Annotated in this window: 16 protein-coding genes; 5 read left to right on the forward strand and 11 right to left on the reverse strand. The window is 72.0% G+C overall.

The window, feature by feature from the left end:
- Positions 1-192: 192 nt before the first annotated feature.
- The 9 genes from ACVW2K_RS01200 to ACVW2K_RS01240 all read right to left on the reverse strand — a co-directional run bounded on the left by ACVW2K_RS01200 (position 193) and on the right by ACVW2K_RS01240 (position 8,412).
- The gene (locus ACVW2K_RS01200; RefSeq protein ID WP_028638785.1) at positions 193-522 is read right to left on the reverse strand and encodes a histone-like nucleoid-structuring protein Lsr2; all 330 of its coding nucleotides are present in this window, start codon (positions 520-522) and stop codon (positions 193-195) included.
- A gap of 88 nt (positions 523-610) precedes the next feature.
- Complete coding sequence (locus ACVW2K_RS01205; RefSeq protein WP_457201230.1) at positions 611-1,384, reverse strand: type III pantothenate kinase; 774 nt, start codon at positions 1,382-1,384, stop codon at positions 611-613.
- A 2-nt stretch (positions 1,385-1,386) separates the two neighbouring features.
- A complete protein-coding gene (gene nadC / locus ACVW2K_RS01210; RefSeq protein WP_457201231.1) occupies positions 1,387-2,262 on the reverse strand; it encodes a carboxylating nicotinate-nucleotide diphosphorylase in 876 nt (291 codons plus the stop codon).
- Complete coding sequence (locus tag ACVW2K_RS01215; protein WP_457201232.1) at positions 2,259-3,965, reverse strand: L-aspartate oxidase; 1,707 nt, start codon at positions 3,963-3,965, stop codon at positions 2,259-2,261. The genes nadC and ACVW2K_RS01215 overlap by 4 nt, the downstream gene beginning before the upstream one ends.
- 9 nt (positions 3,966-3,974) lie before the next feature.
- Positions 3,975-4,394 carry an aspartate 1-decarboxylase gene (panD, locus tag ACVW2K_RS01220; protein WP_028638782.1) on the reverse strand — a complete coding sequence of 140 codons (420 nt, stop codon included), beginning with the start codon at positions 4,392-4,394 and terminating at the stop codon, positions 3,975-3,977.
- Complete coding sequence (gene panC, locus ACVW2K_RS01225) at positions 4,394-5,278, reverse strand: pantoate--beta-alanine ligase (RefSeq protein WP_457201233.1); 885 nt, start codon at positions 5,276-5,278, stop codon at positions 4,394-4,396. Before panC ends, panD begins: the two co-directional genes overlap by 1 nt.
- Positions 5,275-6,174, reverse strand: a complete 900-nt coding sequence (locus tag ACVW2K_RS01230) for a Rossmann-like and DUF2520 domain-containing protein (protein ID WP_457201234.1) — start codon at positions 6,172-6,174, stop codon at positions 5,275-5,277. The genes panC and ACVW2K_RS01230 overlap by 4 nt, the downstream gene beginning before the upstream one ends.
- A gap of 203 nt (positions 6,175-6,377) precedes the next feature.
- Entirely contained in the window at positions 6,378-7,292 is a 915-nt protein-coding gene (locus ACVW2K_RS01235; RefSeq protein WP_457201235.1) for a hypothetical protein, read from the reverse strand.
- A gap of 10 nt (positions 7,293-7,302) precedes the next feature.
- Positions 7,303-8,412, reverse strand: coding sequence for a sulfotransferase family protein (locus tag ACVW2K_RS01240; RefSeq protein ID WP_457201236.1), 1,110 nt, complete (start codon positions 8,410-8,412; stop codon positions 7,303-7,305).
- Positions 8,413-8,445: 33 nt separating this feature from the next.
- Between ACVW2K_RS01240 and ACVW2K_RS01245 the strand changes: the two genes are divergently transcribed.
- From ACVW2K_RS01245 to ACVW2K_RS01265, 5 genes are all read left to right on the forward strand, one after another.
- Positions 8,446-9,555, forward strand: coding sequence for a glycosyltransferase family 2 protein (locus tag ACVW2K_RS01245; protein ID WP_457201237.1), 1,110 nt, complete (start codon positions 8,446-8,448; stop codon positions 9,553-9,555).
- Between the two features lie 9 nt (positions 9,556-9,564).
- Positions 9,565-10,251, forward strand: a complete 687-nt coding sequence (locus ACVW2K_RS01250; protein ID WP_197025407.1) for an ABC transporter permease — start codon at positions 9,565-9,567, stop codon at positions 10,249-10,251.
- Entirely contained in the window at positions 10,241-10,969 is a 729-nt protein-coding gene (locus tag ACVW2K_RS01255) for an ABC transporter permease (protein WP_457201238.1), read from the forward strand. Before ACVW2K_RS01250 ends, ACVW2K_RS01255 begins: the two co-directional genes overlap by 11 nt.
- Before the next feature lie 79 nt (positions 10,970-11,048).
- Entirely contained in the window at positions 11,049-12,005 is a 957-nt protein-coding gene (locus tag ACVW2K_RS01260) for an ABC transporter substrate-binding protein (protein WP_457201239.1), read from the forward strand.
- Between the two features lie 8 nt (positions 12,006-12,013).
- Positions 12,014-12,991 (forward strand): ABC transporter ATP-binding protein, encoded by a 978-nt coding sequence (locus ACVW2K_RS01265; RefSeq protein ID WP_028638774.1) that lies wholly within the window; start codon positions 12,014-12,016, stop codon positions 12,989-12,991.
- Here ACVW2K_RS01265 and ACVW2K_RS01270 read toward each other — a convergent pair.
- The gene (locus tag ACVW2K_RS01270; RefSeq protein WP_457201240.1) at positions 12,984-14,066 is read right to left on the reverse strand and encodes a GNAT family N-acetyltransferase; all 1,083 of its coding nucleotides are present in this window, start codon (positions 14,064-14,066) and stop codon (positions 12,984-12,986) included. The genes ACVW2K_RS01265 and ACVW2K_RS01270 overlap by 8 nt on opposite strands.
- Positions 14,067-14,114: 48 nt before the next feature.
- Positions 14,115-14,732 (reverse strand): hypothetical protein, encoded by a 618-nt coding sequence (locus ACVW2K_RS01275; protein ID WP_028638772.1) that lies wholly within the window; start codon positions 14,730-14,732, stop codon positions 14,115-14,117.
- Between the last annotated feature and the right edge of the window lie 3 nt (positions 14,733-14,735).

Raw genomic sequence — 14,735 nt, forward strand, 5'->3', positions numbered from 1 at the left:
TCGCAGCCCAGTCAGTCCGCTGAGAGCGAACACGGGGGCAGCAGCAGCGCGTGAGCGACGCACGCGAAGCCCTGACGGGCGCGTCGAGACCCGGTGGGACGGAACAGGGCGGTGACCGGCGTGGTCACCGCCCTGTGTCGTCTTGCTGGGTGTCGTCTTGCTGGGTCTCGACACCCCGTCGCGGGGGCGTGATCAATGCGCGTTGTCGTACGCCGCCCGTACGTCGGCCGACACCCGGCCCCGGTCGGGGACGTCGTGGCCGTTCGAGCGCGCCCAGTCCCGGATCTCCCGGGCGCTGGGTCCGTTCGCCGCGGCAGCTGCGGAGCGTCGCCCCCGGCGCGGGGCCGCACCCACCTTGCGGCCGTGGCCGATGTAGCCGGAGAGCGAGTCGCGCAGCTTCGCCGCGTTCTTCTCGTTCAGGTCGATCTCGTAGGTCGTGCCGTCGAGACCGAAGGAGACGGTCTCCGTCGCCTCACTCCCGTCGATATCGTCGACGAGAACAATGTTGACCTTCTGGGCCATTTCTTAGACCTCACTGTGGGAAAAGGTATTGGACTATTTCCCATGCTCCCACAAGACGAATACTTTTCCCATTTCGGGGTGTGCGCCATCACCTATTGCGGGTGAATGCCAGCTCGAGCCCGCGCAACGTCAGCCACGGTGCGTGGTGGGTGAAGCAGGTGCATTCGTCGAGAACCAGGCCGGCGAGATAACCGGTCGCGATCACCTGCACCCTGGATGGCTGCTCGCCCAGCTCTGCCGTCATCCGGGCGACGATGCCCTCCACCTGGCTGGCCACGCCGAAAACCATTCCCGACTGGAGTGCCTCGACGGTGTTCTTCGCAATCACGGTGCGCGGTCGCTGCAATTCCACCTTGCGCAGCTGGGCGCCGCGTCGACCGAGCGCCTCGAGGGAGATCTCGATTCCCGGCGAGATCGCGCCGCCGACGTACTGTCCTTTGGCATTGACCACGTCGAACGTGGTCGCGGTGCCGCCGAAGTCGACGACGATCGCCGGCCCGCCGTATTCGTGGACCGCGGCGAGCGCATTGATGATCCGGTCGGTGCCGACCTCGCGCGGGTTGTCCATGAGCACCGGAATGCCGGTCCGGACCCCCGGCTCGACCACCAGGCAGGACACGTCGGCGAAGTGCCGCGCCAGCATGTCCCGCCACTCGTGCAGCACCGCCGGGACGGTCGCGCAGACCGCGATCCCGTCGACCTCGTCGAGGCCGGTGCCGAGGAGGCCCCGGAGCAGCACCGCCCACTCGTCCGAGGTGCGCCGCTCGTCGGTCGCCACCCGCCAGTCAGCGGTGACCTCGCCGTCGGCGAGCAGGCCCAGGAGCGTGTGGCTGTTGCCGATGTCGGCGGCGAGCAGGGCCATCGTCAGCCCTCGGAGAGGTCGAGTCCGAGGTCGAAGACCTTCACCGAGTGGGTGAGCGCGCCGACCGAGATGAAGTCCACGCCGGTTTGGGCGACCTCACGGGCGCGCTCGATGGTGAGCCCGCCGGAGGCCTCGAGGGTGGCCCGGCCGGCCGTGAAACGCACCGCCTCGGCCATCGTGGCGGTGTCCATGTTGTCGAGCAGGATCTCGGTGCAGCCGGCGTCGAGCAGCTCGCGCAGCTGGTCGAGGTCGGTGACCTCGACCTCGACGCGCAGGTCGGGGTACGCCGCGCGCACGGCCTCGTACGCCGGCACCACTCCGCCGGCGGCGACGACGTGGTTGTCCTTGACCATCGCCCGGTCGCTGAGGCTGAAGCGGTGGTTCACGCCGCCACCGCAGCGCACGGCGTACTTCTGCAGCGCGCGGAACGTCGGCAGGGTCTTGCGGGTGTCCAGCACCCGCGCGCTGGTCCCGGCCAGCGCCTCCACCCAGTGCGACGTGGCGGTCGCGACGCCGGAGAGGTGGCTGGCGTAGTTGAGCGCGGTGCGCTCGGCGGTGAGCAACCCGCGGGTCGGGCCGGACACGCGCATCACGACGTCGCCGGGCTCCACCCTGGTGCCGTCCGGCACCCGGTCCGTGACCTCGACGCTCTCGCCCATGACGGCGTGGAAGACCAGGGCCGCGACGCCCAGACCGGCGACCACACCCGGCTCGCGGGCGGCGAACACCCCGCAGCCGTGGGCGTCGACCGAGATGGTCGCCACGCTCGTCACGTCGTCGCGCGGCAGGTCCTCCGCGAGCGCGGACCGGACCTGGGCGAGCACCGCCTCCGGGTCGAGGCCGGACGCGGCCAGCTCGTCGTCGTACGGCGAGGTCACCGGAGCTCCAAGGTGGTCGCGCCGTCGGCCATGACCGCGTCGAAGTGTCCGGCGAAGTGCAGGTCGTCGCGCTCGGGGAAGTCCTCGCGCCAGTGCGAGCCGCGGGTCTCCTCGCGCAGTGCGGCGGCGTCGGCGAGCGCGGTGCTGATCGTCAGCAGGTTGGTGGTCTCCCACGAGTCCTGGTCGACGACGTCGGCGCTCGTCCCGGCCAGCTTGTCCAGCAGGCTCGTGGCGTCGACGAGGCCCTCGGCGTTGCGCAGCACGCCGACGCGCGAGGTCATCACCTCCTGCAGGTCGCGCCGGAGCGTGCCCGGCACCAGGCCCGGGGTGCGGGTGTCCGGTGCGGGCGGCTGCAGCGCCCGGAGCTCGCCGGGCAGCACCTGCGCGATCCGGCGGGAGAACACCAGCCCCTCGAGCAGCGAGTTGGAGGCCAGCCGGTTCGCACCGTGCACGCCCGAGCAGGCGACCTCGCCGGTCGCGTACAGGCCTGGGACGTTGCTGCGGCCCCACAGGTCCGTGCGGACGCCGCCGGACGCGTAGTGGCACGCGGGCGCCACCGGAATCAGGTCGGTCACCGGGTCGATGCCGTACCGCCGGCAGGTGGCGAGGATCGTCGGGAACCGGCGCTCCCAGAATCTCGATACGGCGGCTCTTTCCTCGCCGCCTACTCGATCACCGGCGCGCCTCGCTTCGCTCGCCGGGAGACCGAGGTGGCGGGCGTCGAGCCACATGTGCGGCTGTCCGGTCTCGATCATCCGCCGCATGATCGCCTTCGCGACCACGTCGCGCGGGGCGAGGTCGGCGAGCTCGTGCTCGCCCTGCATGAAGCGGTGGCCCTCGAAGTCCACCAGGAAGGCGCCCTCGCCCCGCACCGCCTCGGAGATCAGCGGCTGCTGGCCGTGGGAGTCGGGGCCGAGGTACATCACCGTCGGGTGGAACTGCACGAACTCGAGGTCGCGCAGCACCGCGCCCGCCCGCAGGGCGACCGCCATGCCGTCTCCGGTGGAGACGACCGGGTTCGTGGTCTGGGAGAACACCTGGCCCAGGCCACCGCTCGCGAGCACCACCGCCCGGCAGCGGACGGCGCCGACGCCGTCTCGCTGACCCTCCCCCATCACGTGCAGGGTCAGGCCCGCGACGCCGCCGTCGCCGGCGAGCAGCAGGTCGACGGCCAGTGCGTGCTGGACCACCTCGATCTCGGGTGCCTGCTCGATCGCGGCGATCAGCGCGCGCTGGATCTCCGCGCCGGTGGCGTCGCCGCCGGCGTGCGCGATCCGGTCCCGGTGGTGGCCGCCCTCCCGGGTCAGCGAGAGCTCGCCGTCCGGGTCGTGGTCGAAGTTGGTGCCCAGGGCGATCAGCTCGCGCACGGCGTCCGGTCCCTCGGTGACCAGCACCCGCACGGCCTCGCGGTCGCAGGCACCGGCACCCGCCACGAGGGTGTCCTCCTCGTGCTCGGCGGGAGTGTCGCCGGGGCCGAGCGCGGCGGCGATGCCGCCCTGCGCCCACTGGGTGGAGCCGGCGGCCAGCACGTCCTTGGTGACGACGAGGATCTTCTCGACCTGGCCGCGAAGCCGCAGAGCGGCGGTCAGCCCGGCGATGCCGGAGCCGACGACGACGACGTCGGCGGTGGTGGTCCAGCCGGGCTCCGGCGCGACCAGGCGACCGGGCACGCGGCGTACCGGAGCGGTGGACGCTGAGGACATTGCCGCAGGCTACCGCTGGGCCGGCTGGTCACCACGGACCAGCCCGGTCCCTGCGACGGCCTCGGCCGGGTCGTAGCCGGTCGCCAGGATCTTGTTGTCCGCGTCCACGAACACCACGTGCGGCTTCAGCTCCCTCGCCTCGGCGGTCTCCAGCTGGCCGTAGCCGATGAGGATCACGAGGTCGCCGGGGTGCACGAGCCGGGCCGCGGCGCCGTTGATCCCGATCACGCCCGAGCCGCGCTCGCCGGCGATCGTGTAGGTCTCGAGGCGGGCACCGTTGGTGATGTCGACGATGTGCACGAGCTCGCCCGGCAGCAGGTCGGCGGCATCGAGGAGGTCCTCGTCGACGGTGACCGAGCCGACGTAGTGCAGGTCGGCCTGGGTGACCGTGGCCCGGTGGATCTTGCTCTTCATCATGGTGCGCAGCATCAGGAGTCCTTCGGGGGTGCGGTTGCTCGCCCGAGCACGAGCGGCATGTTGTCGATCAGCCGGGTGCTGCCCACGCGGGCGGCGATGAGCGCGCGGGCCTCGGTCCCGGGAGGTACGTCGTCGGGCAGCGCGCCCAGGTCCGGGTCGGTGACCACCAGGTAGTCGAGGTCGACCCCCTGGGCGGCCCGCAGCTCGGCACGGGCGGCGGCGAGGGCGCTCGCGGCGCCGTACTCCGCCGCGTCCTGGGCGGCGCGCAGCACCCGGCTCAGGGTCGCGGCCTGCGCGCGCTCGTCGGGATCGAGGTACCGGTTGCGGCTGGACAGCGCGAGCCCGTCCTCCTCGCGCACGGTCTCGGCGCCGACGACCTCCACGCCCATGTTGAGGTCGAGCACCATCCGGCGGATCAGCGCGAGCTGCTGGTAGTCCTTCTGCCCGAAGACCGCGACCTCGGGCCGCACCAGCCCGAACAGCTTGGCGACCACGGTCAGCACGCCGCGGAAGTGGCCGGGCCGGGTCCTGCCCTCGAGCACCTTCGCGAGCGGGCCGGGCTGGATCGTGACCTGAGGCTCTCCGCCCGGGTAGACCTCGTCGACGCTGGGGACGAACACGACGTCCACACCCTCGCGCGCGCAGATCTCCAGGTCGGCGTCGAGCGTGCGTGGGTAGCGGTCCAGGTCCTCCGTCGGCCCGAACTGCAGGGGGTTCACGAAGATCGACACGACGAGGGGTCCGCCGCCGATGTGCTCCCGGGCGACCCGCAGCAGGCTGGCGTGCCCTTCGTGCAGGGCCCCCATCGTCGGCACGAAGCCGACCGGCCCGCGGGCGTCCGCGAGCAGCGTGGCGAGCTCCTCGCGCGTGCTCGCGAGGGCGGGGCCCGAGCTCATCGGCGTCGCGCGGCCTGGAGCTGGGCGGTGCGTTCGGCGTCGTCGACGACCCGGCGGATCGCGGCCGCGCGGATCGGGAGGACCCGGCCGTCGGTGACCACCCGGTCGAGGGTGTCGCGGGCGAGGGCGACGTACGACGGCATCGTGTGGGGCGCGTTCGCCGCGATGTCGGCGAGGTGGGCCCGGACGGTGTTCACGTCACCGCGGACGATCGGGCCGGTGAGCGCGGAGTCGCCCTGGTCGAGGGCGTTGTCGAGAGCGGCGGTCAGCAGCGGGCGCAGGGTGCCGGCGGGGTCGTCGGCGCCGGCAGCGGCCAGCAGCTCCATCGCCTGCGTCACCAGCGTGACCAGGTGGTTCGCCCCGTGCGCGAGACCCGCGTGGTAGAGCGTGCGCATCTCCTCGGGCACCCACATAGAGCGGCCACCGAGGTCCGCGACCAGCCCCTCCGCGAACGCGCGCTCCGCGTCGGCCGCGGTCAGGCCGAAGACGCAGCCAGCCAGCCGGTCCAGGTCGATGGCGGTGCCGGTGAAGGTCATGGCGGGGTGCATCGCCACGACGTGCGCGCCGATGCGGCGGGCGGGCTCGAGGACGGCCAGACCGTGCCGACCGGAGGTGTGCACGACGTACTGGCCCGGCCGGATGGCACCGCTGTCGCTGAGCACCGTGACGACGTTCGCGAGCATGTCGTCGGGGACGGTCAGGAGCAGGAGGTCGCACGCGCGGGCGACGTCGGTCGGCTTCGCGTGGGTCACGCCCGGCAGCAGGTCGGCGATGCGGAAGCGCGAGGCGTCCGACTCGCCGGCGGCGGCCACGACCGTGTGGCCGGCGGACTGGAGGGCGGCGGCCAGGACAGCGCCGACGCGTCCCGCGCCGACAACGCCGATCCGATGCGTCATGGGTGTCGAACCTTTCGTTCCAGTCCCTCCGACCACCCCTCTCCGCGTCTGCGGTTCGGGGCCGGTGTGGGTACCGGACGGTGTGCTCGTCTGGTGGTGTGTCGGGGTCGTTCTTCCCCGGCGGTGCCGAATCTACGCCCCGGTCCAGACCTACGTAACCGCGTGTGCACGTGACGTAGCCGACACGTCGGGACTGGTGGGACTCAGCCGACGTCGAGGGGCCGCGGTGCGCGCGGCAGCCAGTCGTGGGTGACGTGGTCCACGATGTGCACGCCGGGCGGCGCGGTGATCTCGTGCACGCCGGGCAGCACGACGCCGTCCTTGAGCGCGTGGAAGACCTCCCACTCGCGGCGCTTGCGGCGGTTGCGCCAGGACGTCGCGAACGACTCCGGGTCCGTCCAGTGCGCGAACTCCTCGCCGTCGAGGTACTTCAGCTCCACGCACATCCCGTGCGGCAGCCCGACCGAGCGGACGCCCTCGGGCGTGGTCCGGATCTCCCACTCGAAGGCCTTCGTGTAGACGAATTCCGGACCGATCGGGAAGCCCCACTCCTCGGCGTTGCGCCAGCCGAGGTCGAGGTAGCCCTTCGACCCGCTCGCGAGGTACAGCCCGTGCCGCGGCACCCGGATGATCGTCTGCACGTCCCCGACCTGCCAGCCGAGGTCCGCGATCGTGACCTCGCCCTCGGTGGTGAGGACCATGTCGCCGTCCCACTTCCACGAGTAGCGGGTGCCGACCTGGGCGAAGCACCAGTTGTAGAAGTACGACAGCGAGTGCACGGACAGCTCGTGCACCTCGAGGTGCTCGGCGCCTGCGCGCGCCACCGGGAACGGGTACGACGTGACCGTCAGCTTGTCGGCGTGCCCCGCCCTCGCCGCCGTCTCGCGCGCGACGTCCGGCGTACCGTCCTCGGAGCCGTTGTCGACGAGCAGCACGAAGTCGCACGCCCGCAGCAGCGGAGGCAGGACGAATGGCAGCGACGGCGCCTCGTTCTTCACGCGCAGCACCGCGGTCGAGCCCGGCCGCAGGCCCTCCGGCCGCAGCCACGGCCAGGTGATGTCGAAGTCCGTGTGGCCCTCGAGATTCTGCAGGCCGGTCGCGCCGAGGTGTGCGGTCATCGGCCCCGCCTCATCGGCTCTTGCCGAGCATCTTGCGGATGCCCCGGCGCACCGGCGCCGGCACGGCAGCGCGGACGCCGTGCGGGATCCTGTCCGCGCCCGACGCGGCCGGAGCCGGCGCGGGCTTCGCGCCGCCCTTGAGCTGCTTGCGGGTCTTCTGCTCGGCGGCCACGACCGACGAGGCCGAGATCGCCTCCGCCTCCTCGTAGAGGTCGACGTACCCCTCGCGGAGCTGGTCGAGGGCGGCGTGCACCTCGGCGGTGTCGCCATCTGGCTCGGCGAGCTTGTTGAGCTCCTCCCACGTCTGGGCGGTCAGCTCGTGCAGGCGCGGCGGCAGTCCGAGGTCGTCGAGGGTCTGGCTCATCCGGCGCAGGTTCGGGTCGACGAAGCGGTGCCCGTTGCGGATCGCCTCGCTGCGCGCGTGCATGACGTGCTCCAGCTGGAGCTGCTCGCCGACCCGCATCACCACCCTGGTCCAGTCGTCGAGGAGGTCGCCGTACCGCACGAACACGCGGCCGCCGTCGGCCACGGACTCACGCGTCGCCCGCTCCGTGTGCAGCAGCATGTTCAGCCAGGACGCCGCGAGGTGCGCCGAGCCCAGCCGGTTCTTGTAGTAGGTCTGCTTGCTGCCGACCACCTCCGCGGGCGGGCGCAGCATGGTCGCGAAGACCGGGGTCGCACCGGTCCGGATCGCGGCGACCCGCCACAACGAGAGGAACCAGCTCAGCCGCGGGTCCTTCACGACGAGCTCGGAGTTCACCGCGAAGTGGCCCTCGAGCCACTCGGCGGCGCGGATCCGCTCCTGCTCCTTGGTCGACACGCGCCCGGTCTCGAACCACGCGTCCGGGCGCGCGTCGCTGACCTGGACCAGGGACTCCTTGAGCAGCCGGTCGTGGTTCTCGACCACCCACTGCGGCTCGCCGAAGCCCTTGGGGTTCGTCTCGTCGGCAGCCACCTCGGGCAGGGGGACGTGCAGGCCCATGATCTGCATCAGCCCGGCCATCGTGCTGGTGCCGCTGCGGCCGGCCCCGGCGACGAACAGCACCTTCCGCGGGTAGGCCGACGGGTCGACGTCGCTGCGGTCCACGGCGGACGGGTCGGCTGCTGGCTCGGCGCTCACGCTGTCGAACTCTACGGTCGATAGCGTTCCCCCATGAAGTTCGGGCGCCGCTCACCGCTGGTCAGCGTGATCGTGCCGGTGTACGACGTCGAGGCGTACCTGCCCGAGGCGCTGGACAGCGTGCTCGGCCAGACCTACCCCGCCCTCGAGGTGGTCGTCGTCGACGACGGGTCGACCGACGGCTCCGGCGCCGTCGCGGACGAGTACGCCGCCCGGGACCCCCGGGTCCGCGTCGTGCACGTCGAGAACCGCGGTCTCGGTGCCGCCCGCAACGAGGGGCTTCGGCACGCGACCGGCGAGCTGCTCGCCTTCGCGGACTCCGACGACGTCGTGCCCGCGGACGCGTACGCCGTGCTGCACCGGCAGATGCGGCGCACCGGCGCGGACTTCGTCACGGGGTCGGTCGCGCGCTGGGACGGCCACACGCTGGCCGAGCTGCCCTGGATGCGGCGGCTGCACCGGCAGCGCGCGGCGGTGGTGGTCGAGGAGCATCCCGAGCTGCTCGGCGACGTGTTCGCGTGGAACAAGCTGTACCGGCGCGACTTCTGGGACAACGCCGGCCTGTCCTGGCCGGAGGGCATCCGCTACGAGGACCAGCCGACGACCACCGCGGCGTACGTCCGGGCGCGACGCTTCGGCGTGGTGCCCGACGTCGTCTACCACTGGCGGATCCGGTACGACGGCTCCTCGATCACCCAGCAGCGCTCCTCGCTCGACGACCTGCGGGACCGCTGGACGACCAAGCGGATGTCCCTGGCCACCGTGACCGGCTTCGGCTCGGACAAGGTCACCAAGGTCTTCGTGGACCGGGTGCTCGCCGGCGACCTGCACCGCTACTTCACCGAGATCCCGGGCTGCTCCGACGAGTGGTGGGACCTGCTGGTCGCGGGCGTGCGGGAGTTCTGGGGCACCCGGTCGCTGGTGCACTCCGGGCTTCCGCCCGTGCACCGGCTCACCGGCTGGCTGGTGCAGATGGGCCGCCGGGACGACGCGACCGCGGTGATGGAGTACGTCGCGCGGATCGGCGGCCCGGTCCCCCAGGTCCACACCGGGTCGGGCGCTCGCATCGACGTCCCCGTGATCGAGACCGGCAGCGTGGACCCCGTGGCGCTGGCACTACGCGACTTCGAGATCCGGGAGTAGCGTCAGCCCGTGCTCGCTCTCGTGGACGACGTGCCGCAGTGCTACGTCGACAACGACTGGATCTGCGCGCAGTACTGGCACGACTACCGTCCCGAGCTGGTCGACGCCACCGTCGAGCACATCTGGCTGACCGTGGTCTCGGTCCTCGCCGGGCTGCTCATCGCGATCCCCCTCGGGCTGCTTGCCCGCCGCAACCCGACGCTGGAGACCGCCGTGGTCGGCGGCACGACGATCGTCTACACGATCCCATCGCTGGCCCTGTTCTCGCTGCTGCTGCCGTTCACCGGCCTGACCTCGACCACCGTGATCATCGGCCTGGCGCTGTACTCGCTGACGATCCTGGTGCGCAACGTGATCGCCGGTCTGCGCTCGGTGCCGGAGGAGGTGAAGGAGTCGGCGCGCGGCATCGGCTACTCCGACAGGCGGATGCTGCTGCAGATCGAGATCCCGCTGGCGCTGCCGGTGATCATGGCCGGCATCCGGGTCGCGACCGTCTCGACCGTCGCCCTCGTCACCGTGGGCTCGATCGTGTCGTACGGCGGCCTCGGCAACCTGCTCCTGCTCGCGGTCGGCAACCAGTTCAAGGCTCAGATCTTCGCCGCGAGCGTCCTGTGCGTCGTGCTCGCGGTGGCGTTCGACCTCGCCCTGGTGCTGGTCCAGCGCCTGCTCACCCCCTGGACGCGCCGTGCTCGGTGACGTCTTCTCCTACCTCACCGACGGGTCGAACTGGTCCGGGTCGACCGGCATCGGCACCTTCATGGTCCAGCAGCTGCTGCTCACCGTGACCGCGCTGCTGATCGCGATGGTGCTCGGGCTGCCGCTCGCGCTCTATCTCGGCCACCGCCACCACGGCGGCACGCTCGCGGTCAACGTGACGAACGTCGGGCGCGCCGTACCCGTCTTCGCCGTGCTGCTGGTCCTCGCCCTCGGACCGGTGGGATCGGAGCAGTTCGGACCCTACGGCCGGGCCGGGCTGGCGACGCTGATCGCCCTGGTGCTGTTCGCCCTGCCGCCGATCATCACGAACGCGTACGTCGGCGTGGTGGAGGTCGATCCCGGTGCCGTGGAGGCGGCGCGCGGGATGGGCATGAACGGGGCCAAGGTGTTCAGCTCGGTGGAGCTCCCGCTCGCGATGCCCGTCGTGATGACCGGCGTGCGGGTGGCGCTGGTGCAGGTCTGGGCCACGGCGACGATCGCCGCCCTCGTGGCAGGTCCCGGGCTGGGCCGGATCATCACGCGCGGCTTCGCCAACCACCGCACCTACGAGGTGGTGGCGGGCGCCGTGCTGGTCGCGCTCGGGGCACTGGTCCTGGAGGCGACGATGGCCCTGATCCAGCGCTACGCCGATCCGATGCGTCGTGCGCGGGTCTCCGTCACCAGATCGTCACCGACGGCTGTCGGTGGTCCGCGTTAGGGTCAGACAGCGGGTGCCGTACGGGCGCCCATCGGACACGCGCGGGGATTCCCGCGGGACACAGAAGGTGGTGGCGCCCATGCGCATCGGACGCGTACTCGGAGGGATGGTGGCCGGAGCGCTCCTGCTCGCGACGGCCGGGTGCGGCGGGAGCGACTCGCTGGAGGACACGGGCTCGGGCGACAGCACCGGCAGCGCCGACAAGGGCTCGGTGACCGTAGGCGGACAGGACTTCACCGAGAGCCAGATCATGGCCGCGATCTACCAGAAGGTGCTGGAGAACGCCGGCTACACCGTGCAGACCAAGCTGGTCACTACCCGCGACGTCTACCTGCCCGAGCTGAGCAAGGGCTCGGTCGACATCGTCCCCGACTACCTCGCGGGCCTCACCGACTTCCTCAACAGCGAGGCGAACGGCGCCGATGCCCCCCTGGTCTCCAGCCACGACCCGGACGCCACCCTGCAGGCGCTGAAGCCGCTGGCCGAGGCCAAGGGCATCTCGATCCTGCCGCCGTCGGACGCCACGGACCAGAACGCCTTCTTCGTCACGAAGGACTTCGCGGACCAGAACGACCTGACCACGCTGTCCGACTTCGCGGCGATGCACCAGCCGATCAAGCTCGGCGCGCCGCCGGACTGCGAGGGACGCTCCGACTGCGCGGGCGGGCTGACCAAGACCTACGGCTTCGACATCAAGGAGATCGTGCCGCTGGACTTCGCCAGCGCGCAGGTGAAGGACGCCGTGAAGAAGGGCGAGGTGCAGCTGGGTGAGACCGGTACGACCGACGGCACGCTCGGGGACCTCGGCCTGGTGCTCCTCGACGACGACAAGGGCATCCAGCCGGCCCAGAACCTCACCCCGGCGGTCAACAGCGACTTCATCGACGCCAACCCCGACCTGGAGGACGTGTTCAACCAGCTGTCCGCGGCGCTGACCACCGAGGACCTCGCCGACATGAACGTGCAGGTCGACCTCGAGCGCAAGAAGCCCGAGGACGTCGCCCAGCAGTTCCTCGAGGACAAGGGACTGCTCTGAACGAGCCGATGATCCGGCTCTCCGGAGTCGGGAAGACGTACGACGACGGCACCGTCGCCGTACGCGAGCTGGACCTCGACGTCCGGCGGGGCGAGCTGGTCTGCCTCGTCGGGCCGTCGGGGTGCGGCAAGTCGACGACCCTGAAGATGATCAACCGGTTGATCGAGCCGACCTCCGGCAGGATCGAGATCGACGGCCAGGACATCACCGGGGAGGACCCGGTCCGGTTGCGCCGCAACATCGGCTACGTGATCCAGGAGGTCGGGCTCTTCCCGCACCAGAAGATCCTCGCCAACGTGATGACCGTGCCGCTGCTCCACGGCGAGTCCAAGGCGACGGCCCGGGAGCGGGCGCTCGAGCTGCTGGAGCTGGTCGGGCTCGATCCCGCGCGGTACGCCGACCGCTACCCCCACCAGCTCTCCGGTGGACAGCAGCAGCGGGTGGGCGTCGCCCGCGCGCTCGCGGCGAGGCCGCCCGTCCTGCTGATGGACGAGCCGTTCGGCGCGGTCGACCCGCTGGTCCGGCTCCGGCTCCAGGACGAGTTCCTCCGGCTCCAGGCGGAGCTGGGCGTGACGGTCGTGTTCGTCACGCACGACATCGACGAGGCGGTCCGGCTCGGCGACCGGGTCGCGGTGTTCGCTGCCGGCGGACGGCTGGCGCAGTACGACACTCCGGCGCGGCTGCTGGGCCGGCCGGCGGACGACTTCGTGGCCGACTTCGTCGGCTCGACGACCGGGCTGCGGCGGCTCCAGGTGATCCCGCTGGACCCCGCACACCTCGAGCCGCTGGACGGCGTGAGCGTCGGCGACCTCGGTGCGGCGATCGACATCGACACCACCTTGGGCGAGGCGCTCACCGTGCTGCTTCGCGACGACCGGGGGATGGTCGCGGTGAAGCGCGACGCGCAGTTCGTCGGCGTCCTCACGCCGAACGGCGTCCACCGGGCACTGCGGGCCGCGCTCGCCGAGATGGCCACCGTCAGCTGACCGGCACGTCCCGGTGCCAGGACTCCGTGGCGTACTTCGTCGTCCAGCCCATCGACGCGTAGAGCCCAGCGGCGCCGGTGGGTGAGTCGGCGTCGACCTCGAGCCCGACCCGGTCCCGCCCCCGGGCGGCGGCGTCGGCGATGATCGTGCGGAGCAGTCCCTTGGCGACCCCGCGACCGCGGGCGGCCTCGAGGACGCCGAGGTAGGAGACGTAGGACCCGTCCGGGCCCGTGGAGCTCTCCGAGACGGTGCCGATGAGCGCGCCCACGGGCTGCGGTCGGTCACCGTCGAGCAGCTCGCCCAGCCACCAGTGGTCCCAGCGGTGGCCGGGGTCCTCGCGGAGCCGGAACAGGAACTCCTCGAAGGTCTCCTCGCTGGAGTTGAAGTGGTCCACGAACGCGCCCTCGAGGACGTCGTGCACCTCGCGCAGGTCGTCGTGGTCCGGCATGCCGTCGCCGCTGCGTCCGACCAGCCGGAACACCACGCCGCCGGTCTCCCAGCGGTCGGGGTCGGGCACCAGGTCCTGCTCGTCGGGGCTGACCGGTCGGCTCATCTGCCACCAGCGACGCACCTTCTCGTACCCGGCCGCGCGGAGCCACCCGGCCTGCCGCTCGTCGCCGTCGAACGTGCCCGTGTCGATCTGCTGGGCCGGCAGGCCGCGCGCTGATCCCACCGACCTGGCCTGGCCCTCCGCCCACGCCAGGAGCACGTCGGAGCAGGCGTCCGCGACCTCGTCGGCGAGGTCGCGCTCGACGATGTGCACGAACAGCATCCGCCCCGCGGAGCGGTCGTGGACGCTCCCCCACGCCTGGATCTCGCCGGACGCGTCGCGCACGACGACGTTCTCCCGCATCTGCAGGCCCCGCTCGGAGACCTCCACCAGCACGTCGTCGACCCCGGAGCCCGCCCAGCCGCGGCCGTGCCGCTCGTGCGCGCGGAGCAGGTGGGTCAGCCGCGCGACGTCGAACCGGTCGGCCGGGTCGGGGGTCCCCACGGTCCAGCCGTCGGGGAGGCCGGGCCGATCACCGACCAGCTGGTCGGGATCGCTCTGGAAGCGGTTCTGATCGGGGATCACTGTCCCCCATTGCCCGCTCCGCAGGGGGGCGGAAACGTGGGGAGGACCTCACGCGTGCTTGCGCTGCGCGGCCTCGGCCTCGTGCCAGGCGGTCGTGACGACGTCCAGCTCGGCCCGGACGACGTCCAGCTCCTGCTCGAGCTCGGCGACCCGGACGACCGCGTCCGCGGCCCGCTGCTCGGCCTCGGCGAGCCGGACGGAGACGGCCTGCCCGTCGCGCTCGGCGGCGTCCGCGCGGCGCGCCTCGACGTTCATCTTGCGGGTCGCGTCGGCTGCGCGGCCCTGGGCGGCGGTCAGGGCGTCCTCGAGGTCGTGGATCGACGCCTCGTGCCGCTGGATCCGGGCCTGCATCGACTCCGCGAACGCGGCGTTCTCGGCGGTGCGGGCCGCAGTGATCTCCCGGTAGGCCTGCGCCTGCTCGGCGCGGTCGCGGGCGGCCTCGCGGCGGGTCAGGGCGAGCTCGGAGTGGGTGATGCGGGTGGCGGCGGCACCGAGCACGACGGCGCCGGCCGCGGCGACCGCGACCAGCACCAGCGAGCCGCTGGCGATCGTCGCGACGACCAGGGCGGCGGCGACGAGGAGGAGGGCGACGGCGACCGTCAGCCGGGTGCTGCGCTGGCGACGCCGACCGGGACGGGCGGCGGCAGGTGCCTGGGGGGAAGCCATGCG

Source organism: Nocardioides sp. HB32 (assembly GCF_054058995.1).